Here is a 20,001-nt window from a genome sequence, read left to right as displayed (position 1 = left end):
CCGCAACCGTACAACCGGGCGTGCTACTTGGAGATCTTCCGCTCGACGGCGGCCTTCACCAGGCCGGCGAACAGCGGGTGCGGGCGCGTGGGGCGCGAGCGCAGCTCCGGGTGCGCCTGGGTGGCGACCAGGTAGGGGTGGACGTCGCGCGGGTACTCCACGTACTCGACGAGCTTGCCGTCCGGGGAGGTGCCGGAGAAGACGATGCCCGCCTTCTTCTCCAGCTCCGCGCGGTAGGCGTTGTTCACCTCGTAGCGGTGGCGGTGGCGCTCCTCGACGTACTCCTTGCCGTCGTGGACCTCGCGCACGATCGAGCCCTCGGCCAGCTTGGCCGGGTACATGCCGAGCCGCATGGTGCCGCCCATGTCGCCCTCGCCGGCCACGATGTCGAGCTGCTCGGCCATGGTGGAGATCACCGGGTGGCCGGTGGCCGGGTCGAACTCGGTGGAGTTGGCGTCCGCGATGCCGGCCAGGTTGCGGGCGGCCTCGACCACGATGCACTGCAGTCCCAGGCACAGGCCCAGCAGCGGGATGCCGTTCTCGCGGGCGTAGCGGATGGCACCGACCTTGCCGAGCACGCCGCGGTCGCCGAAGCCGCCCGGGATGCAGATGCCGTCGACGTCGGCGAGCTGCTGCTCGGCGCCGGCCGCGGTCTTGCAGTCGTCGGAGGTGACCCACTTGATCTTGACCCGGGCCTTGTTGGCGAAGCCGCCGGCGCGCAGCGCCTCGGTCACCGACAGATAGGCGTCGGGCAGGTCGATGTACTTGCCCACCAGGGCCAGGGTGATCTCGTGGTCGGGGTTGTGGACGCGGTCCAGCAGGTCGTCCCAGGTCGTCCAGTCCACGTCGCGGAAGGGCAGGTCCAGCTTGCGCACGACGTAGGCGTCCAGGCCCTCGGCGTGCACGACCTTCGGGATGTCGTAGATCGACCGGGCGTCGGGGCAGGCGACCACGGCCGCCTCGTCGACGTCGCACATCAGGGAGATCTTGCGCTTGATCGCGGTGGGGACCTCACGGTCGCAGCGCAGCACGATCGCGTCCGGCTGGATGCCGATGTTGCGCAGCGCGGCGACCGAGTGCTGGGTCGGCTTGGTCTTCAGCTCACCGGAGGGGCCGATGTAGGGCAGCAGCGAGATGTGCACGACGAAGACGTTGTCCCGGCCGACCTCGTGGCGGACCTGGCGGACGGTCTCCAGGAACGGCAGCGACTCGATGTCGCCGACCGTGCCGCCGACCTCGGTGATGACGACGTCCACCTCGTCGGTGGCCATGCGCCGGATGCGGTGCTTGATCTCGTTGGTGATGTGCGGGATGACCTGCACCGTGTCGCCCAGGTACTCGCCGCGCCGCTCCTTGGCGATGACCGTGGAGTACACCTGGCCGGTGGTGACGTTGGCCGAGCCGTCCAGGTCCCGGTCGAGGAAACGCTCGTAGTGGCCGATGTCCAGGTCGGTCTCGGCGCCGTCGTTGGTGACGAACACCTCACCGTGCTGGAAGGGGTTCATCGTGCCCGGGTCCACGTTCAGGTACGGGTCGAGCTTCTGCATCACGACGCGCAGGCCGCGGGCCTTGAGCAGCATTCCGAGGCTCGAGGCGGTGAGGCCCTTGCCGAGCGAGGAGGCGACACCCCCGGTGACGAAGATGTGCTTGGTCGTCGTAGATTTCGGCGGCATGGCCAAGAGGGGGCTCCCGTGGTCGCGGTTGGTCGTGCGGTACGGCTGGCCGGTCCGGGGAACCCGGATGTTCCGGCTGAGGTGCCGTCGCTGCGGTTCGGGGGTTTCGAGCCCACCGGTCCACGGGCTACCAGGGTATCAGCGCCTGACGGGCATGGCTCCCGGCCACGCTCCGCGCACGCTCGGACACGTGCGCATACCACTCACAGGTCCCTCACGCATGGCTCACTCGTTCGGCGCACCCGGGTTGCCCGGAGCGGCACGCAGATCATCTACGTGCGTCGTATCCTGCTCGGACACTCGCTGAGGAGCCCGGCCGGCAACACGGCACCACCCCCGTCCGTATGACCCGGAACAACTAGAGCTCGTCAGTTCGTTGAGCAAGGGTTGTCGTTCTGCCCCCGCGGCGGACCGGCGGTTCCCCCACCGCTCGACGACGCTTTACAACCACCCCTTGACCGCACTAAGCGACAGCCCCTTCGTGGGGTGTGACGTGGCCGTTCGACTGGAGTTGCACGTGGCCGGGCGCATCGAAGACTACGCACTCATCGGAGACATGCAGACCGCTGCCCTGGTCTGCCGGGACGGGACAGTCGACTGGCTGTGCCTGCCCCGCTTCGATTCCCATGCCATCTTCGCCGGCCTGCTGGGTACCGAGGAACACGGTTTCTGGCGGATCGGCCCGGCGTTCGCGGACGGCACCCAGCCGCCCACCGCGGCCCGGCGCAGCTACCGCGGCGACTCGCTGATCCTCGAATCCGAGTGGGACACCCCGCGCGGCACCGTCCGCGTGACCGATTTCATGCCCCCGCGCGACGGGGCCCCGCAGGTGATCCGCATCGTGGAGGGCGTCAGCGGCCGGGTGCCGATGCGCTCGACGCTGCGCATGCGCTTCTCCTACGGCCGGATCGTGCCGTGGGTGCACCGGCACGAGGGCCGCACGGTGGCGGTGGCGGGGCCGGACTCCGTGTGGTTCGACACATCGGCGAAGACCTACGGCGAGTCGCTGACCACGTACGCGGACTTCACGGTCGCTCCCGGTGACCGGATCGCGTTCACGATCTCCTGGCAGGCCTCGCACAAGGAGCCGCCGCCGCTGCCGGAGCCGGAGCAGTCGCTGGAGGCGACCGATGAGTTCTGGCGCGAGTGGGTCGGGCACTGTACGTACCACGGCCCCTACCGCGAGGCCGTGATCCGCAGCCTGATCACGCTCAAGGCGCTGACCTACGCCCCGACCGGCGGCATCGTCGCGGCGCCCACCACCTCCCTGCCCGAGGACATCGGCGGCGTACGCAACTGGGACTACCGCTACACCTGGCTGCGGGACGCGGCGATCACCCTGTCCTCGCTGCTGCGCACCGGCTACCGCGAGGAGGCCCGCGCCTGGCGCGAATGGCTGCTGCGGGCCGTCGCCGGCGACCCCGACAACCTCCAGATCATGTACGGCATCGCCGGCGAGCGCGAACTCGGCGAGGCGGAGCTGGACTGGCTGCCCGGCTACGAGAACTCCGCTCCGGTCCGGGTGGGCAACGGCGCCGCGCACCAGCTCCAGCTGGACGTCTACGGCGAGGTCACCGAGGCGCTGCACCTGGCCCACATGACGGGCCTGGCCCGCAACGACTACGCCTCCCTGCTCCAGCTCAAGCTGATCCAGTACCTGGAGAAGCACTGGCAGGAGCCGGACGAGGGCATCTGGGAGGTGCGCGGGCCGCGCCGCCACTTCGTGCACTCCAAGGTCATGGCGTGGGTCGCCGTCGACCGCACCATCAAGCTCATCGAGTCCGGGGAGGCCGACGGCCCCCTGGAGCGCTGGAAGGTGCTGCGCGACGACATCCACCGCGAGGTGTGCGAGAAGGGCTACGACAAGGAGCGCAACACCTTCACGCAGTCCTACGGCTCGCGGGAGCTGGACGCGTCCCTGCTGCTCATCCCGCAGATGGGCTTCCTGCCGCCGGACGACAAGCGGGTCATCGGCACCATCGAGGCGATCCAGCGCGAGCTGTCCACCACGGACGGGTTCATCCTGCGCTACCCCACCGACGGCGACCACGCGGGCGTCGACGGCCTGCCCGGCGACGAGGGCGCCTTCCTCGCCTGCTCCTTCTGGATGGCCGACGACCTGGCGATGATCGGCCGCGTGGACGAGGCCCGCAAGCTCTTCGACAAGCTCCTGTCGCTCCGCAACGACCTGGGCCTCCTCGCCGAGGAGTGGGACCCACGCCGCAAGCGCCAGGTGGGCAACTTCCCCCAGGCCTTCAGCCATGTGCCGCTGATCGACACGGCCCTGCGCCTGACGGCGAGCGGCGCCTACGGCGGCTGACCGGGAGCCGGGCGGGCGAGCGCGTCCGCCCGGCGGTCGTCCCAGCTCACAGTGGCCGGGGCGGGCCGGCCACCCGGCGCTGCCGCCGTGCCGCGGGCAGAGGTAGCGTCCGCTTCATGGACCGCAGATTCGACACCGAGGGCACCGGCATCACCGTCCGGCGCGCCCTCGAACTGCCCGGCCTCCGCAGCGGCCTCCCCGAGGTCCTCGCCGGCGCCGACAAGCTGACCCGCACCGTCCGCTGGGTGCACGCCGGCGAGGTCCCCAACATCGCCTCCCTCCTCAAGGGCGGCGAGCTGCTGCTGACCACCGGCTACGGCCTCGGCACCCGCCCCGCGGACCAGCGGGTCTTCGTACGCACCCTCGCCGACCGCGGCATCGCGGCCCTGGTGGTGGAGCTGGGCCCGCGCTTCACCCGCCTGCCCGCCGCCCTCGTCGAGACCGCGCGGACCGCGGGTCTCCCCCTCGTCCAGCTGCACCGCGAGGTGCCGTTCGTGGCGGTCACCGAGGAGATCCACACGGAGATCATCAACGGTCACTACGCGCTGCTCCAGCGGGCCGAGGAGGTGCACCTGCGCTGCACCCAGGCACTGCTCGGCGGCGGCGGGGTGCCTCAGGTGCTCGGCATCCTGGCCGACTTCGGCGGCAACCCGGTGTTCCTGGAGACCCCGGACGGGCAGTTGCTGTACGCGGCCGGCTCCGGCCCCGAGGGCGCCGATCCGCTCCAGGTGTGGGAGGGGCTGCGCGGCCAGCGCAAGGACGCGGCCCCGCCGGCCGGTTCGGTCGTCGTGGACGTGCCCGGCGGCGGTCCCGGCACCGGCTCGGTGCGCGCCCGGCTGGTGCTGCTGCCGGTCCGCTCGCCGCTGGCCCCGGTGCACCGCATGGCCGCCGAGCGGGCGGCGGGACTGCTGGCCGTGGTGCTGATGCAGGCCCGCCAGGATGAGGAGCTGGCGGCGCGTGGCCGCGGCGACTTCCTGACCGACCTCGCCGAGGGGCGCATCGCCGCCGAGGACGCCCCCGCGCAGGCCCGGGTCCTCGGTTTCAAGCCGGGCGGCAGCCCGCTGCTGCCCGTGGTGATGCGGCTCGGTGACGCGCTCGCGTCCACCGGGGGCACCGCCCGGCCGAGCGCGGGCAGTGGCGGCGGGGGCTGGGCGGCGCTGGCCCGCGCGGTCGCCGAGGAGCTGGCCTCGGTGGGCGTGCCGGTGCTGCTGGGCGTGCGGCCGGTCGAGGGCCGGGTGCCGCTCCTTGTCGGGCTGCGCTCGGAGGCGGAGCGGACCACCGTCGCGGACCGGGTCGCGGCGGCGCTGCGGGCGGGTGTGGAACGGGCCGGGATGCGGCGGCCGGACGGGCAGCCGGAGGTGGTGGTCGTCGGGATGGCCGGCGGCTGGGCGGCCGCCTCTGCGGGCCTGCGGCACGCGGCTGAGGCGGCGACTGCGGCGCAGGGGCTGCCGGACCGGCCCTGGTACGACGCCCGCCGCCTCGACATCGACCTGCTGCTGTGGCGGCTGCGCGACCATCCCGACCTGGCGGCCTTCGTGGACCGTGCGATCGGCCCGCTGCGCGACCACGACCGGCGCTCGAAGCCGCCGTTGCTGCCCACCCTCCAGACCTATCTGGCGCACGCGGGCCGCAAGGCTGAGACCGCACGCGAACTGCACCTGAACCGGCAGACGCTCTACAACCGCCTCGCCCGGATCGGGGAGTTGCTGGGCACCGACCTCGACGACCCGCAGACGGTCCTGGCCCTCAGCCTGGCCCTGCGGGCCCGCCGGCACGTGCCCTGAGCGTCAGGCCAGCGGCCGGGGCCGGGTCAACTCGTCGTAGACGCTGAGCACCTGGGCGACCGTTTCGTCCTCGGTGGGCCAGGTGGCGGCCTGCCGGGTGCCCAGGTCCCGCAGTTCCTCGCGGCGTTCGGGGTCGCCGAGCAGCCGTATGACGGCTCCGGCGAACGCCTCCGGGTCCTGGTCCGGTACCAGTTCGGCCGCGTCGCCCACGAGTTCGGGGATGCCGCCGGTCCGCGCCGCGACGAGCGGCACCCGCGCGTGCAGCGCCTCCTGGGCCAGGACGGAACGGGCCTCCCAGCTCCTCGGCAGCAGCGCCACGTCGGCGGCGGCGAGCAACTCACCGACGTCGTCGCGCCGTCCGAGCAGCCGCACCGGCAGCCCCTCGTCCTCGATCCGCCGCTGGAGCTCCGTACGCGACGGCCCCTCCCCCGCGACGACGAGCAGCGGCACGGGTTCCAGCAGGCGCCAGGCGCGGGCCGCGTCCAGCAGCAGCTCATGGCCGCGGCCCGGATCCAGAGACGCGACGGAGATAAGCAACGGCCGGTCGGTGGCGCCGAGTTCGGCGCGCACCTTGGCGCGGGGACGGTCCGGGTGCTCGTATCCGCCGGCCGGCCGGGGCACCGCGACCGCGGCGAGCCGGGCGTCCCGCGCGCCCCGGCCGCGGGCCCGGTCGACGAGTTCGGAGGTGGTGCCGAGCACGACGGTGGCGGCCCTGACCACGCGGCGCTCCAGCAGCCGCAGCAGATGGGCGCGGGCCCCTTCGGCGGGCTGGTGGTTGTGCCAGGTGACCACGAGGGGCGTGCCGCGGCCGCTGAGCGCCAGCACCGCGCGGAAGGAGGCGTGCAGCCCGTGCGCGTGCACCAGGTCGGCGTCCGCGCAGACCGTGCGCAGCGCGGCCACGGACACCGGGTCGCTGCTGCGCGGCACGTGCACGTGCTGGGCGCCGACGCCGGAGAACGCGTAGGCGCGGTCGGCGTCCGCGGGGGCGCACACCGTCACCCGCACGCCCCGGGCGACCAGCCCCGCCGCCAGCGACCGCACGTGCGCGCTGCTGCCGGCGCTGCCTCCGCCCAGCACCTGCACGGTGCGCAGCGTCGACTGACCGTGCGATACGTGGCTGATCACGGGGCTCACGCGGCCGGGGCTCCTGGTTCGGCGTCGGACGGGTACGGGAAAGTGAAGTTACGGGGAAACGTACAGAAGGTATCGAGTCGAGGTGCTCGACCGCGCGCCCCGCTCGGCGCAGGGCTCCCGTTCCAAGGATGCCAGCACGTACGGGTGTTCCTGTCCCGCCGGAGTGTCGGAAGTGTGCGAGAGCAGGCGGCAGCCAAGGACCACGTCACTCACACGAGTGAATTTGACGGGTGTTCGCCCTGTCTCCGTAGACGGCCGCGACCACCACCGCCGCGGCGTGGGCGACCAGTCCGGCGCGCCCGTTGGACGCGACGACCGCGGTGCCGAGGACCGCGCCCAGGGCGTGCGCCCCCGTGTCACCGAGCATCATTCGCTCTCCGAGGTCCTCGGGGAGCACGGCCGCGGCGGCCCCCGTGGTGACGGCGGCCAGCTCCGCGCCCGGTCCGCCGCGCAGCAGCCCGGGCGCCCCGAGCGCGAGCGCCGCGGCGGCGGCCCGGCCGGGCCGCACGTCCAGGAGGTTGACGGCGTGCGCGGCCCCGGCGATCACGACCCCGGCCAGGAACCTGTCCAGCGGCCGCTGCTTCAGCAGCGCCCCGGCGGCCAGTCCGGCCGCCGAGATCCCGAACAGCTTGACCGCCCCGCTGGTCACCTCACCGCCCCGCAGTGCGGCGAGGTGCGCCCGGAACCCGCGCCGCCCGTCACCCGCGCCGGCGACGTCGTCGTAGGCGCCGCAGACCCCGGCCGCGAGCACCGCGAGACCGGCCGCGGGCCGCACCCGCGCGGCCGCGGCAGCGGCCGCCACAGCCACCGCGGGCCCCGGGTACAGCCCGACGGTGCGCCCCGCGTGGTTCCGCCGCTCCCAGAGCGCGCGGCCGCCGGGCGCGAGGGCCCGCAGGCCGGCGGTACCGGCCCGGGCGAGTGAGGCGGCCAGCGCGAACGAGGTGGCGGTCCGGGAGATCATCCCGCCACCTTACGCACTCCTACAGGTCCGCCCGGGCCGCTGCGAGCAGTTCCTCGGCGTGCGCCCGCGCCGTCTGCGAGTCCTCCTGGCCGGCCAGCATCCGGGACAGCTCCCGGACCCGGTCCTCGCCCTCCAGCACCTTCACACCGGACCGGGTCACCGAGCCGTCGTTGGTCTTCTCCACCAGCAACTGCCGGTCGGCGAAGGCGGCGACCTGGGGCAGGTGGGTGACCACGACGACCTGGGCGCTCCTGGCCAGCCGGGCCAGGCGCCGGCCGATCTCCACGGCCGCCTTGCCGCCGACGCCCGCGTCGACCTCGTCGAACAGATACGTCGGCACCGGATCCGTCCCGGCGAAGACGACCTCGACGGCCAGCATCACGCGCGACAGCTCACCGCCGGAGGCACCCTTGGCGATCGGCCGTGGCGGAGCGCCGGGGTGCGGGGCGAGGAGCAGTTCGACCTCGTCGGCACCGGCCGGCCCGCAGGCGACGGTTCGGCCGCCGACCTCGACGCCCTCGGGGTCCTCCGTCTGCCGGATGTCGAACGACACGCGCGCGTGCGGCATGGCCAGCGAGGCCAGCTCGGCCGTCACGGCGGCGGCGAACCGCTCCGCGGCCTCCGTCCGGGCGTCGGTCAGCGCCTGGGCCAGGCCGCCCAGTTCGGCGCGCAGCGCGTCCCGCTCGGCGGTCAGCTCCCCGAGCCGCTCGTCGTCGCCGTCCAGCTCGGTGAGCCGCGCGGCGCTCTGTTCGGCCCAGGTGAGCACGGCGCTGACGTCCTCGCCGTACTTGCGGGTCAGCGCGCCGAGCGCGGCCCGCCGCTCCTCGACCGCCGCCAGCCGTAGCGGATCGGCGTCCAGGTTGTCGGCGTACCCCGCCAGCTCCCCGGCCACGTCACCGAGCAGGATGCCGATCTCGCCGATGCGGTCGGCGAGCGCGGCCAGCGCCGGATCGTGCGACCGGACGGCCTCCAGGGCCCGCTGGGCGCCCGCGACGAGCGTGGTCGCGTCGATGCCCTCGGGGTCCTCCGGATCGCCCGCGAGAGCGGCGTGCGCGGCCGACGCGGCCGACGACAGCGCCTCGGCGTGGCCGAGCCGCTCCGCCTCCTCGGCCAGCTCGGTGTCCTCCCCGGCCCGCGGTTCGACCCCGGCGATCTCGTCGAGGCCGTAGCGCAGCATGTCGGCCTCCTGGGCCCGCTCACGCGCACGGGTGGTGATCTCGTCCAGCTCGGCGGTGACGGCTCGGAGCCGGCGGTAGGCCCCGGCGTACTTGGCGAGCGGCGCGGCGACGGCGTCGCCCGCGTACCGGTCGAGGGCCTGCCGTTGCCGGGACAGCTTGAGCAGTCCCTGCTGGTCGGTCTGCCCGTGCACGGCCACCAGCTCGTCGGCGAGTTCGGCGAGCAGCCCCACCGGCACGCTCCGCCCGCCCACGTGCGCCCGGGAGCGGCCCTCGGCCGAGACGGTACGGCTGATCAGCAGCGCACCGTCGTCGAGCTCGGCACCGGCCTCCTCGGCCCGTACGGCGGCGGAGGCGTCCGCGGGTACGGTGACCCGCCCCTCCACGACCGCCTTCCCGGCGCCGATCCGCACCAGCGCGGGATCCGCGCGTCCGCCCAGCAGCAGTCCCAGACTGGTGACGACCATGGTCTTGCCCGCACCGGTCTCACCGGTGACGGCGGTGAACCCCGGCGACAGCTCGACGACCGCGTCGTCAATCACTCCGAGTGACCGTATCCGCATCTCCTCCAACACGAGCACGACCATACGAGGTTTTGGTGGCGCCGTGCGACGCCACCCCACCCTTGGAGGGAACGGTCCCGCCCACCCGTGTCCCGGGCCGGCGGGCCCAGTGCGTGCGCGGCCGGTGCGGTGCGCGGCTAGTGCGGTGCCCCGCGCCACCCCGAGACCGGCAGCGCGAACTTGGCGACCAGGCGGTCCGTGAACGAGGCGTGGTGCAGGCGGGCCAGGCGGACCGGTACCGCTCCGCGGCGCACCTCCACGCGCGCGCCGGGCGGCAGTTCGACCGTGCGCCGCCCGTCGCACCACAGCACGCCCGGCGGGACGTGCGGCAGCACCTCGACGGCCAGGACGGAGTCGGGCGACGTCACCAGGGGCTTGGCGAACAGCGCGTGCGCGGAGATCGGCACCATCAGCAGCGCCTCGACCTCCGGCCACACCACGGGCCCGCCGGCGGAGAACGCGTACGCCGTGGAGCCGGTGGGGGTGGCGCAGACGATGCCGTCGCAGCCGAACCCGGTCACCGGGCGCCCGTCGATCTCCAGCACGATCTCCAGCATCCGCTCGGCGGACACCTTCTGCACGGCCGCCTCGTTCAGCGCCCAGTCGGTGTGCACGATGTCCCCGTTGCGGTGCACGACCACGTCGACGGTCATGCGCTCCTCGACCTCGTACGCCTTGCTGACCACCCGGTCGACGACCTTGTCGAGGTCGTCCCGCTCGGCCTCGGCGAGGAACCCGACCCGCCCGAGGTTGACCCCGAGCATCGGCACGCCCGAGGCGCGGGCGAACTCCGCGCCGCGCAGCAGCGTGCCGTCACCGCCCAGCACGATGAGCAGTTCGCACCCGTCGAGGGACTGCGGGGTGGCCTCCTTGACCAGCTCCACCTCGTCCGGCAGGGGCAGGTCGCGTGCCTCCGCCTCCAGGACGCGTACGCCGATGCCGGACAACAGCAGCCCCTTGACCACGAGTTCGGCACTGCGGATGGCGGCCGGCCGACCGGTGTGGGCCAGCAGGAAAACGGTTCGAGCTTGGGTCTGTGTCAACGCGGCCCCTCCGCCACTGCACGGTCAACATCGGCCGGGTCCAGGGCGGGCGCCCCGGCACGCAGCCACAGAAAGTATTCGACGTTCCCGGACGGCCCGGGCAGCGGACTGGCGGTGACGCCTTCGGCCCCCAGCCCCAGTTCCCAGGCCTTTTCCGCCACCGTCCGCACGGCCTCCGCCCGCAGCTCCGGACTCCGTACGACACCCCCGCTGCCCAGTCGTTCCTTCCCCACCTCGAACTGCGGCTTGACCATCATCACCAGGTCGGCGTCCGGCTTCGCGCACCGCACCAGGGCGGGCAGCACCAGGCCGAGCGGGATGAAGGACAGATCCCCCACGACAAGATCCACAGGCTCCCCATCGATCGCTTCGAGCGTCAACTCGCGTACGTTCGTACGGTCCTTGACGGTGACGCGTTCATCGCTCTGCAAAGACCAGGCGAGTTGTCCGTATCCGACGTCGACGGCGACGACGTGTGCGGCGCCCGCGCGCAGCAGCACGTCGGTGAAGCCTCCGGTGGACGCGCCGGCGTCCAGGGCCCGCCGCCCCTCGACGGCCAGTCCGCGCGGCATGAACGCCTTCAGCGCACCGGCCAGCTTGTGCCCGCCGCGGGAGACGTAGTCGGGGTCGCTGTCGTCGTCGGCGACGACGATGGGGGCGGCGGTCTCCACCTGGGTGGCGGACTTGGTCGCGACGGTCTTGCCGACGGTGACCCGCCCGGCGGCGATCAGCTGGCCGGCGTGCTCGCGCGAGCGGGCGAGCTTCCGGCGGACCAGCTCCGCGTCGAGACGGCGGCGTGCGACTCCTGCCACGTTCGGTTCAGCTCCTGTGTCGGTACGGCGGTGACTGCGCGGGGGGCGCCGGAGGTCCCGGACGGGCGTCGAGCGCGGTGAGCGCGTCTCGCAGCCCCCCGTGTACATCCTCGTACACCTGAAGGTGTCCGTCCGTGGCGAGGTGGTCGGCGTCACCGAGCCGCTCCAGGGCCGCGTCGACGCGGGCGTCGCCGGTGGGTGTGCGGGGCACGAGCAGCGGGGCGGGGGCGGCGGGGCCGTGCTCGCCGATCACGTCGCCGGGCCCGGGGGCCTCGCTTTCGGGGGCCGGCGCCTCCTCCCGGACCTCCGTCCCGGTCACAGAGTCGCTCATGCCCAGACGCTACCGCGAAGCACTGGGGTAACGTCGGTGGTGATGGCAACGATCGAGGAGTGCCGCAGCGCACTCGAAAGACTCTCCGACAACATGGCGAAGGCGGAGGGGGGCGTCCGCGACGCGGCGGCCCTCGACCGCTCGGTGAGCTGCCACATCAAGGATCTCGACGTGAGCTTCCTGGGCCGCCTCGTCGACGGCCGGATAGAGGTCCGGGAAACCGTTCAGGGGCCGCCGCCGAAGAAGGCCGAGATCCGGCTCGCCATGACCGGCGACGACCTGATCGCGCTGGTCGGCGGGGAGCTGGCGTTCGCCAAGGCCTGGGGGTCGGGGCGAGTGAAGCTCCAGGCGGGCGTGCTGGACCTGGTGCGGCTCACGAAGCTTCTTTAGCGGCCGGTCCCGCGGCCATGTGGTGGGCCGCCACGCGCGCGCGTGCGGCACGCGCCGCCGGCACCACCAGTGGCGTGCCGGTCTCCGGGTCGTCGATGACCTGGCAGCGCAGCCCGAACACCTCCTCCACCAGGTCGGCGGTGACGATGTCGCTCGGCGCGCCCTGGGCGACGACCCGGCCGCCGCGCAGGGCGACGAGGTGGGTGGCGTAGCGGGCGGCGTGGTTGAGGTCGTGCAGCACGGCGACGAGGGTGCGCCCCTGCTCCTCGTGGAGTTCGGCGCACAGGTCGAGGACGTCGATCTGGTGCTGGATGTCCAGGTACGTCGTGGGCTCGTCGAGCAGCAGCAGCGGTGTCTGCTGGGCCAGTGCCATGGCGATCCACACGCGCTGCCGCTGGCCGCCCGAAAGCTCGTCGACGTACCGCTCGGCGAGCCGGCCGACGCCAGTGCGCTCCATGGACTCGCGCACGACCCGCTCGTCCTCGGCGGACCACTGGCGCAGGATTCCCTGGTGCGGGTAGCGGCCGCGGCCCACGAGGTCGGCGACGGTGATCCCGTCGGGCGCGATCGAGGACTGCGGCAGCAGCCCGAGCGTCCGGGCGACCTGCTTGGCCGGCATCGACTGGATGACCTGCCCGTCGAGCAGCACCCGGCCCCGGCTGGGCCTGAGCATCCGCGACAGCGCCCGCAGCAACGTGGACTTGCCGCACGCGTTGGGCCCGACGATCACCGTGAAGGAGTTGTCGGGTATCTCGACCGACAGTTGCTCGGCGATGACGCGCTGGTCGTAGGCGAGGGTGACGTTGTCGGCGGACAGGCGGTTCACGGTGCTCCTTCGGTTGCTCACTGCGTTGCTGCGGGCGCTCATATCCGTCCGGCCCTGCGCTCGGCGACCAGCAGCCACAGCAGGTAGACCCCGCCGAGCACGCCGGTGACCACGCCGACCGGCAGCTGGTCGGCGCCGAAGGCCCGCTGGGCGGTCAGGTCGGCGGTGACCAGCAGGGCGGCGCCCATGCACAGGGAGGGCAGCAGGTTGGGGCCGGGGGAGCTGGTCAGGCGGCGGGCGAGTTGCGGCGCGGTGAGGGCCACGAAGCTCACGGGCCCGGCGGCCGCGGTGGCGGCCGCGACCAGCAGGACGGCACAGCCCATCAGCAGCAGCCGTACGCGTTCGACGCGCACCCCGAGGGCGGAGGAGACGTCGTCGCCCATCTCCAGCATGCGCAGGCCGCGCGCGTTGGCGAGGACGACCGGGAGGAGCACGGCGCACAGGAGGGCCAGCGGTCCGACCTGGGTCCAGTCGCGCCCGTCCAGCGAGCCGGTCATCCAGACCACCGCGCGGGCCGCGTCCACGAAGTCGGCCTTGGTGATCAGATAGCCGTTGACGGCGGTGACCACCGCGGAGACGCCGATGCCGACCAGGACCAGCCGGTACCCGTGCACGCCCTGCTTCCAGGCCAGCAGGTAGATGGCCGCGCCGGTGACCAGGCCGCCCACGAGCGCGCCGAGGGTGACGGCGGTGGCGCTGCCCGAGAACAGGACGATGACGGTGAGCGCGCCGGCGGCCGAGCCCTGCGAGAGGCCGAGCACGTCCGGGCTGCCCAGCGGATTGCGGGAGACGGACTGGAACAGCGCGCCGCCGACGCCGAGGCAGCCGCCGACCAGGAGCCCGACGAGGACGCGTGGCAGCCGCAGTTCGCGGACGATGAACTCCTGCCCCTGACTGCCCTGCCCGACGAGCGCCCTCAGCACGTCGGAGGCCGGGATCGGGAAGTCGCCGGTGCCGATCAGCACGACGCTCGCCGTGAGCGCGGCCAGCACCAGCAGGGCGACGACCGCGCACGTGCGGACGTCGAGGCGCAGGGACAGCCCGCCGGGGGTGCGCAGGGCCCGTGCGGGGCGGGGGGTGCGGGTGGTCTTCACAGCTGGGCCGTCCTCCGCCGCCGTACGAGCAGGATGAACACCGGGCCGCCGATGATCGCGGTGACGACCCCGACCTGGAGCTCGGCGGGCCGGGCGACGACCCGCCCCACGACGTCGGCGCCGAGCAGCAGCACGGGCGACAGGACCGTGGCGTAGGGCAGGATCCAGCGCAGGTCGGGTCCGGTGAAGGAGCGCACGACGTGCGGGACCATCAGGCCGACGAAGACGATCGGCCCGCAGCTGGCGGTGGCCGCCCCGCACAGCACGGTCGCGGCGAGCATGGCGAGCGCCCGGGTGCGGTTCAGGTCGGTGCCCAGGGCGCGGGCGGTGTCGTCGCCCATGGCCATGGCGTTGAGCGGCCGGGCCAGCAACAGGGCGACGGCCGTGCCGACCGCGAAGAACGGGAGCACCTGGGTGACGGTCGCCGTCGTGGCGGAGGCGAGCGAGCCCACGGTCCAGAACCGCATCCTGCCCAGCGCCGCCCCGTCCATGATCATCACGGCCTGGACGTAGCCGTACAGCGCGGCGCCGATCGCGGTGCCGGCGAGCGCGAGGCGTACGGGTGTGGCGCCCCGGCTGCCGCCGAGGAACCACACCAGGGCGCCCACGGCCGCGGCACCGAAGAAGGCGAACCAGACGTAGCCGCTGAGGCTCGTCACGCCCAGGAAGGTGATGGCGGTGACGACGGCGGCGGACGCGCCCGCGTTGATGCCGAGGATGCCCGGGTCGGCCAGCGGATTGCGGGTCAGTGCCTGGAGCACGGCCCCGGACAGCCCGAGCGCCGATCCGGCGAGCAGACCGAGGACCGTACGGGACAGCCGCTCGCCGACCACGACGTCGCCGTACGTCCCCGAGTTCTGGAACAGGCCGTGCCAGACCTGGGCCGGGGACAGCTCCTTCGCTCCGATCGCGATGCTCGCCAGTGCGACGAGCAGCAGTATCGCGACGGAGACGAGGAGCCCCGCGGCTCGCACGCCTCGGCGGGTCGGGGGCGCGGCGGCCGCCGCGCGCTCTTCTGGGGGACTGTCGACCAACACGAGGTTAGGTTAGCCTACCCTCTGCGCCGGATTGACGATTCCCCGCGTTCCACCGGTTCACCGGATTCACAGCCCCAGTCGGGCCAGCGCCTTCCCCCCGTCCAGCTCGCACCCGCTGTCGCCGCCGGCCGTCCACGCCGCCGCGCACAGGGCACGGAGCCCGTCCAGTCCCTCCCCCTCACCGCTCAGTCCGAGAGCGGTGTCCGCAGTCGCCGTCCACCCGCCGCACCGGAAACCGTCACCCTCCCGAGTGATTTCCGGCTGCCCGGTGAGCAGCCCCCGCAGATCCGCGTCGACATACGTCGGCCGGTGCCGAGGGGGCGCGGCGAGCAGTTGCGCGCCGTCGGTCACCCCGGTCAGGACGAGCAGAGAGTCGACCCCGCCGTTGAACGCGCCCTCGATGTCCGTGTCCAGCCGGTCGCCCACCACCAGCGGCCGCTCCGCGCCGGTGCGCAGGACCGTCTCGCGGTGCATGGGCGGCAGCGGCTTGCCCGCCACCTGCGGCTCCGCGCCCGTGGCGATCCGGACGACCTCGACCGCCGCGCCGTTGCCCGGACCGATCCCGCGGGCGCCCGGAATCGTCAGATCGGTGTTGGAGGCGAACCAGGGCACCCCGCGCGCGATCGCGTAGCACGCCTCCGCGAAACGCCCCCACGGCAGGTCCGGACCGCCGTAGCCCTGCACCACCGCGGCCGGGTCGTCGTCGGCCGACTCCACCGGCTCAAGACCCCGCTCGCGCAGCGCCGTGCGCAGCCCCTCACCGCCGATCACCAGCACCCGCGCACCCTGCGGCACCTGGTCCGCGATCAGCCGGGCCACGGCCTGCGCGGAGGTGACCACGTCGGACGCCTCAGCCCGTATGCCCAGCTCGGTGAGGTGCGCGGCCACCGCGGCCGGGGTGCGCAGGGCGTTGTTGGTGACGTACGCCAGATGCATCCCGCCCGCGCGGGCGGTGCCCAGCGAGTCGACCGCGTGCGCGATCGCGTGGCCGCCCGCGTAGACCACTCCGTCCAGGTCGAGCAGGGCCGTGTCGTACGCCTCGCTCAGGGCCTGTGCACTGCCCTCGGGCCTCGTCCTGACGCCCTGCCTCATTCCGCATCTCTCCTCATGACACCCGTTTTCCCCGATCATCCCCTACGCCACTGACACACGTACGATGCCGGGATGAACACAGCAGGTCCCCCACCGGCGACAACACGCCCGGGCCTCGAACTCACCCCGTTCCACGGCCTGCGCTACGACCCCGACCGGGTCGGCAGCCTGGCCGCCGTGACGTCCCCGCCGTACGACGTCGTCGTGCGGCCCGACGGCCTGCACCACCTCCAGTCGGCCGATCCGTACAACATCGTTCGGCTGATTCTGCCGCAGGCCTCAAGCCCCAGCGCCCGCAACAAGCAGGCGGCGGAAACCCTGCGCCGCTGGCTCTCCGAGGGCGTCCTCGTCCCCGACCCGGAACCGGCGCTGTACGTCTACGAGCAGTGCGACGGCGACGGCCTGCTGCAACGCGGACTGATCGGCGCGCTGCGCGTGTCGGAGCCGGCGGAGGGCGTGGTGCTGCCGCACGAGGACGTCATGCCGCACGTGGTCGCCGACCGCGCCGCCCTGATGCGCGCGACCAGCGCCAATCTCGAACCGCTGCTGCTCACCTACCGCGGCGACGGCTCGACCGCCGCCACCACGATGATCATCGAGCGGGTCGCCGAACGGCCGCCGCTGCTGTCGACGACCACCGAGGACGGCTTCGGCCACCGCCTGTGGGCGATCACCGACCCCGCCGACCTCGCGCGCGTGCAGGAGGACCTGGCCCGGCACCAGGCCCTGATCGCCGACGGGCATCACCGCTGGGCGACCTACCGCCGGCTGCGCGCGGAGCACCCCTCCCCCAGCGCCTGGGACTACGGTCTGGTCCTCCTGGTCGACACGGCCCGCTACCCGCTCCGGGTACGCGCCATCCACCGTCTGCTGCACGGCCTGCCGGTCGCCGACGCGCTGTCCGCCCTGGACGGCCTGTTCCGCGTACGGCGGCTGGACCTGCCCCTGACGGAAGCCCTGGAGGCGCTCGCGGACGCGGCCTGCGAGGGCAACGCCTACCTGTTCGCCGGCGACGGCTCCTTCCACCTCGTGGACCGCCCGGACCCGGCCCTGCTGGCCCGCACGGTCCCGGCGGAACACCCCGCCGCCTGGCGCACCCTCGACGCGACCGTCCTGCACGCCACGCTCCTCGAGCACGTCTGGCACATCCCCGAGGACTCCCCGGCCCACATCGCCTACATCCACGACACGGTCGCGACCGTGGAGAAGGCCGAACGCGACGGCGGCACGGCCGTCCTGATGCACCCGGTCCGCGAGGAGGTCGTCCGCGACCTGGCCCGCCAGGGGGTCACGATGCCCCGCAAGTCGACGTCGTTCGGCCCCAAGCCGGCGTCGGGACTGGTGCTGAGGGCACTGGACCTCTGAGACGGCGAAGGGCGGGCCCCGGTGATCGGGGCCCGCCCTCTGTTTCAGTAACGGCCGGTGTCAGTGACGGCCGGCGTGTCCGTCAGTCCTTGTCGGACGTGTCGGCGTCGGACGTGGCGGCGTCGGACGTGGCGGCGTCGGACGTGGCGGCGTCGCCACTCTCGCCCTTGACCTCGTTCTGGCCGTTCTCGCTGCTCTCGCCGTCCTCGCCGTCCTCGCCGTTCTCGTCGAGGGCGTCGGTAAACTCCACGCCGTCCAGCTCGGCCAGTCGGTCGGAGGCGTCGGTGCTGCCGTCCCGGTCGGCCTCGACGGCCTTGGCGAACCACTCCCGTGCCTCGGGCTCCCGGCCGACGGCGAGCAGCGCGTCGGCGTAGGCGTACCGCAGGCGCGCGGTCCACGGCTGGACCGAGCCGGAGGCCAGCTCGGGGCTCTGGAGCGTCACGATGGCCGCTTCCAGCTGACCCAAGTCGCGCCGGGCACCGGCCGCGACGAGCCGCATCTCCACCTGTCCGGCCTTGTCGAGCTTGTGCACCTCCGGTGCCCCGGCCATGTCCAGCGTCTTCTCGGGCCGCCCGAGACCGCGCTCGCAGTCGGCCATGAGGGGCCACAGTTCCACGTTCCCGGTCATCCGCCGGGCGGCACGGAACTCGGCGAGCGCCTCGCTGTACTTCTGGCTCGCGTACGCGGCGAACCCGGCCGCCTCCCGTACGGCGGCGACACGGGACGCCAGCCGCAGGGCCACCCTGGAGTAGCCGTAGGCGCCCTCCGGGTCCTCGTCGATGAGCCGGGCGACCATCACCAGGTTCCTGGCGACGTCCTCGGCGAGCGTCTTGGGCAGGCTCTGCAGCTCCTGCCGGACGTCCTTGTCGATCTCGTCGCCTGTGACGTCCTCGGGGATCGGCAGCCGCTTGATCGGCTCACGGTCCCGGTCCCGGTCGTCGCGGAAGCGCCCGCTACCGCGGCGGTCGTCGCCGCGCCGGTCGTCACCGCGGCGGTCGTCACGGCCCCGGAAACCACCCGGGCGCCCGCCCCGGTCGTCACGCCGGTCGTCACGCCGCGGACCGCGCCCACCACGGTCGTCACGGCCGCGGAAGCCGCCACGGTCGCCGCGGTCGTCACGGCGGGGACCACGGTCGAAGTCACGCCGGTCGTCACGGCGCTCGCCGCGGTCGCTGTCACGGCGGTCGTCGCGGCGGTAGGTGGGGCGGTCGCCGTCGCGGCGGAAGCCGCGGTCGCGGTCGTCACGCCGGCCGAAGCCACCGCGGTCGCCATCCCGCCGATCGTCACGGCGGTCATCGCGGCGGTCGTCACGTCGGTAGGTGGGACGGTCGCCGTCGCGGCGGAAGCCGCCGCGGTCCCCGCGCTCGGGCCTGTCGCCACGCTCGGGCCTGTCATCACGACGGAACCCACCACGGTCGTCACGGCGCCCGTGACCACGGTCGTCGTCGCGCCGGAAACCGCCACGATCCCCGCGCTCGGGCCTGTCGTCACGACGGAACCCGCCACGGTCGTCACGGCGGTCGCCGCGGTCGTCACGACGGGGACCACGGTCGAAGTCACGCCGGTCGTCACGGCGCTCGCCGCGGTCGCCGTCACGGCGGTCATCGCGGCGGTCATCGCGGCGGTCATCGCGGCGGTCGTCGCGGCGGTCGTCGCGGCGGTAGGTGGGGCGGTAGGTGGGGCGGTCGCCGTCGCGGCGGAAGCCGCGGTCGCGGTCGTCACGCCGGCCGAAGCCACTGCGGTCGCCATCCCGCCGATCGTCACGGCGGTCATCGCGTCGGTCGTCACGTCGGTAGGTGGGACGGTCGCCGTCGCGGCGGAAGCCGCCGCGGTCCCCGCGCTCGGGCCTGTCGCCACGCTCGGGCCTGTCATCACGACGGAACCCACCACGGTCGTCACGACGTCCGTGACCACGGTCGTCGTCACGACGGCCGAAGCCGCTGCGGTCGTTGCTACTGCGTGGTCCTCCGCGGTACCCGCCACGGTCACCGCGGTCACCACCGTCCCGGCGGCGCTGATCGCGCTCCGGACGCTCGTCGGGAGAGTTGGTGGACATCGGTGACTCCTGTCTTGTGTACGGAAATGCAAAAGGACCCCTGGTCCCAGCTGAACGCTGGTGACCAGGGGTCCTTCCAAAGATTGTTCGGCGGCGTCCTACTCTCCCACAGGGTCCCCCCTGCAGTACCATCGGCGCTGTGAGGCTTAGCTTCCGGGTTCGGAATGTAACCGGGCGTTTCCCTCACGCTATGACCACCGAAACCCTAATGGTTTCGAGCGAACAAGCACACTCTTCTGTTGTGGTTCAGCTCAAAGCCGGCAACTGTTCGTTGCCTCAGAACTAACACAGTGGACGCGAGCAACTGAGGTCAAGCCCTCGGCCTATTAGTACCGGTCACCTCCA

At 73.2% G+C, this 20,001-nt stretch carries 16 protein-coding genes, 1 rRNA gene and 1 pseudogene; 4 read left to right on the top strand and 14 right to left on the bottom strand.

The features are described from left to right. Positions 1 to 23: 23 nt before the first annotated feature. Positions 24 to 1,673 (bottom strand): CTP synthase, encoded by a 1,650-nt coding sequence (locus tag CG719_RS07060; RefSeq protein WP_100567644.1) that lies wholly within the window; start codon positions 1,671 to 1,673, stop codon positions 24 to 26. A gap of 517 nt (positions 1,674 to 2,190) precedes the next feature. Here CG719_RS07060 and CG719_RS07055 point away from each other — a divergent pair. Together CG719_RS07055 and CG719_RS07050 are read left to right on the top strand one after the other, a co-directional pair. After that, the gene (locus CG719_RS07055) at positions 2,191 to 3,993 is read left to right on the top strand and encodes a glycoside hydrolase family 15 protein (protein ID WP_100567643.1); all 1,803 of its coding nucleotides are present in this window, start codon (positions 2,191 to 2,193) and stop codon (positions 3,991 to 3,993) included. 116 nt (positions 3,994 to 4,109) lie between these two features. Continuing rightward, complete coding sequence (locus CG719_RS07050; RefSeq protein ID WP_100567642.1) at positions 4,110 to 5,777, top strand: PucR family transcriptional regulator; 1,668 nt, start codon at positions 4,110 to 4,112, stop codon at positions 5,775 to 5,777. 3 nt (positions 5,778 to 5,780) lie between these two features. Here CG719_RS07050 and CG719_RS07045 read toward each other — a convergent pair whose 3' ends face one another. The 6 genes from CG719_RS07045 to CG719_RS07020 form a co-directional block, all read right to left on the bottom strand. Continuing rightward, positions 5,781 to 6,911 carry a glycosyltransferase family 4 protein gene (locus CG719_RS07045; RefSeq protein ID WP_100567641.1) on the bottom strand — a complete coding sequence of 377 codons (1,131 nt, stop codon included), beginning with the start codon at positions 6,909 to 6,911 and terminating at the stop codon, positions 5,781 to 5,783. A 205-nt stretch (positions 6,912 to 7,116) separates the two neighbouring features. After that, entirely contained in the window at positions 7,117 to 7,872 is a 756-nt protein-coding gene (locus tag CG719_RS07040) for a hypothetical protein (RefSeq protein ID WP_100567640.1), read from the bottom strand. Between the two features lie 19 nt (positions 7,873 to 7,891). Continuing rightward, complete coding sequence (gene recN, locus CG719_RS07035) at positions 7,892 to 9,634, bottom strand: DNA repair protein RecN (RefSeq protein ID WP_100567639.1); 1,743 nt, start codon at positions 9,632 to 9,634, stop codon at positions 7,892 to 7,894. A 113-nt stretch (positions 9,635 to 9,747) separates the two neighbouring features. Continuing rightward, positions 9,748 to 10,653: an NAD kinase gene (locus tag CG719_RS07030; protein ID WP_100567638.1), complete on the bottom strand. Its 906-nt coding sequence runs from the start codon at positions 10,651 to 10,653 to the stop codon at positions 9,748 to 9,750. Beyond that, positions 10,650 to 11,465 carry a TlyA family RNA methyltransferase gene (locus CG719_RS07025; RefSeq protein ID WP_100567637.1) on the bottom strand — a complete coding sequence of 272 codons (816 nt, stop codon included), beginning with the start codon at positions 11,463 to 11,465 and terminating at the stop codon, positions 10,650 to 10,652. Before CG719_RS07025 ends, CG719_RS07030 begins: the two co-directional genes overlap by 4 nt. Positions 11,466 to 11,472: 7 nt before the next feature. Beyond that, the gene (locus tag CG719_RS07020) at positions 11,473 to 11,796 is read right to left on the bottom strand and encodes a hypothetical protein (protein WP_100567636.1); all 324 of its coding nucleotides are present in this window, start codon (positions 11,794 to 11,796) and stop codon (positions 11,473 to 11,475) included. A gap of 42 nt (positions 11,797 to 11,838) precedes the next feature. Between CG719_RS07020 and CG719_RS07015 the strand changes: the two genes are divergently transcribed. Beyond that, complete coding sequence (locus CG719_RS07015; protein ID WP_100567961.1) at positions 11,839 to 12,186, top strand: sterol-binding protein; 348 nt, start codon at positions 11,839 to 11,841, stop codon at positions 12,184 to 12,186. Here CG719_RS07015 and CG719_RS07010 read toward each other — a convergent pair. From CG719_RS07010 to CG719_RS06995, 4 genes are all read right to left on the bottom strand, one after another. Beyond that, entirely contained in the window at positions 12,170 to 13,054 is an 885-nt protein-coding gene (locus tag CG719_RS07010; protein ID WP_100567635.1) for an ABC transporter ATP-binding protein, read from the bottom strand. The two genes, CG719_RS07015 and CG719_RS07010, sit on opposite strands and share 17 nt — an antisense overlap. Next, entirely contained in the window at positions 13,051 to 14,106 is a 1,056-nt protein-coding gene (locus CG719_RS07005; RefSeq protein ID WP_100567634.1) for a FecCD family ABC transporter permease, read from the bottom strand. The genes CG719_RS07010 and CG719_RS07005 overlap by 4 nt, the downstream gene beginning before the upstream one ends. Beyond that, entirely contained in the window at positions 14,103 to 15,143 is a 1,041-nt protein-coding gene (locus CG719_RS07000) for a FecCD family ABC transporter permease (protein WP_100567633.1), read from the bottom strand. The genes CG719_RS07005 and CG719_RS07000 overlap by 4 nt, the downstream gene beginning before the upstream one ends. A gap of 66 nt (positions 15,144 to 15,209) precedes the next feature. After that, entirely contained in the window at positions 15,210 to 16,235 is a 1,026-nt protein-coding gene (locus CG719_RS06995) for an HAD-IIA family hydrolase (RefSeq protein WP_100567632.1), read from the bottom strand. Positions 16,236 to 16,307: 72 nt separating this feature from the next. Between CG719_RS06995 and CG719_RS06990 the strand changes: the two genes are divergently transcribed. Further along, positions 16,308 to 17,600, top strand: coding sequence for a DUF1015 domain-containing protein (locus tag CG719_RS06990; protein ID WP_100567631.1), 1,293 nt, complete (start codon positions 16,308 to 16,310; stop codon positions 17,598 to 17,600). A gap of 82 nt (positions 17,601 to 17,682) precedes the next feature. Here CG719_RS06990 and CG719_RS35780 read toward each other — a convergent pair whose 3' ends face one another. The 3 genes and pseudogenes from CG719_RS35780 to rrf form a co-directional block, all read right to left on the bottom strand. Then, a complete protein-coding gene (locus CG719_RS35780) occupies positions 17,683 to 18,504 on the bottom strand; it encodes a hypothetical protein (RefSeq protein WP_199836564.1) in 822 nt (273 codons plus the stop codon). Between the two features lie 66 nt (positions 18,505 to 18,570). Then, positions 18,571 to 19,191 (bottom strand): annotated as a pseudogene (locus tag CG719_RS37510) (hypothetical protein); the annotation flags it as partial. A 550-nt stretch (positions 19,192 to 19,741) separates the two neighbouring features. Beyond that, a 5S ribosomal RNA gene (rrf, locus tag CG719_RS06980) occupies positions 19,742 to 19,858 on the bottom strand. Positions 19,859 to 20,001 lie beyond the last annotated feature (143 nt).

The organism is Streptomyces sp. CB01373 (genome assembly GCF_002803075.1).
GTDB lineage: Bacteria > Actinomycetota > Actinomycetes > Streptomycetales > Streptomycetaceae > Streptomyces.
This window is presented reverse-complemented; position numbering and strand designations above follow the sequence as displayed.

What these genes read in the sequence shown, in the direction of transcription:
- CG719_RS07060 (WP_100567644.1), bottom strand. Translation starts at nt 1,673, where the DNA reads ATGCCGCCGAAATCTACGACGACCAAGCACATCTTCGTCACCGGGGGT.
- CG719_RS07050 (WP_100567642.1), top strand. Translation starts at nt 4,110, where the DNA reads ATGGACCGCAGATTCGACACCGAGGGCACCGGCATCACCGTCCGGCGC.
- CG719_RS07040 (WP_100567640.1), bottom strand. Translation starts at nt 7,872, where the DNA reads ATGATCTCCCGGACCGCCACCTCGTTCGCGCTGGCCGCCTCACTCGCC.
- recN (WP_100567639.1), bottom strand. Translation starts at nt 9,634, where the DNA reads ATGGTCGTGCTCGTGTTGGAGGAGATGCGGATACGGTCACTCGGAGTG.
- CG719_RS07020 (WP_100567636.1), bottom strand. Translation starts at nt 11,796, where the DNA reads ATGAGCGACTCTGTGACCGGGACGGAGGTCCGGGAGGAGGCGCCGGCC.
- CG719_RS07015 (WP_100567961.1), top strand. Translation starts at nt 11,839, where the DNA reads ATGGCAACGATCGAGGAGTGCCGCAGCGCACTCGAAAGACTCTCCGAC.
- CG719_RS07010 (WP_100567635.1), bottom strand. Translation starts at nt 13,054, where the DNA reads ATGAGCGCCCGCAGCAACGCAGTGAGCAACCGAAGGAGCACCGTGAAC.
- CG719_RS06995 (WP_100567632.1), bottom strand. Translation starts at nt 16,235, where the DNA reads ATGAGGCAGGGCGTCAGGACGAGGCCCGAGGGCAGTGCACAGGCCCTG.
- CG719_RS06990 (WP_100567631.1), top strand. Translation starts at nt 16,308, where the DNA reads ATGAACACAGCAGGTCCCCCACCGGCGACAACACGCCCGGGCCTCGAA.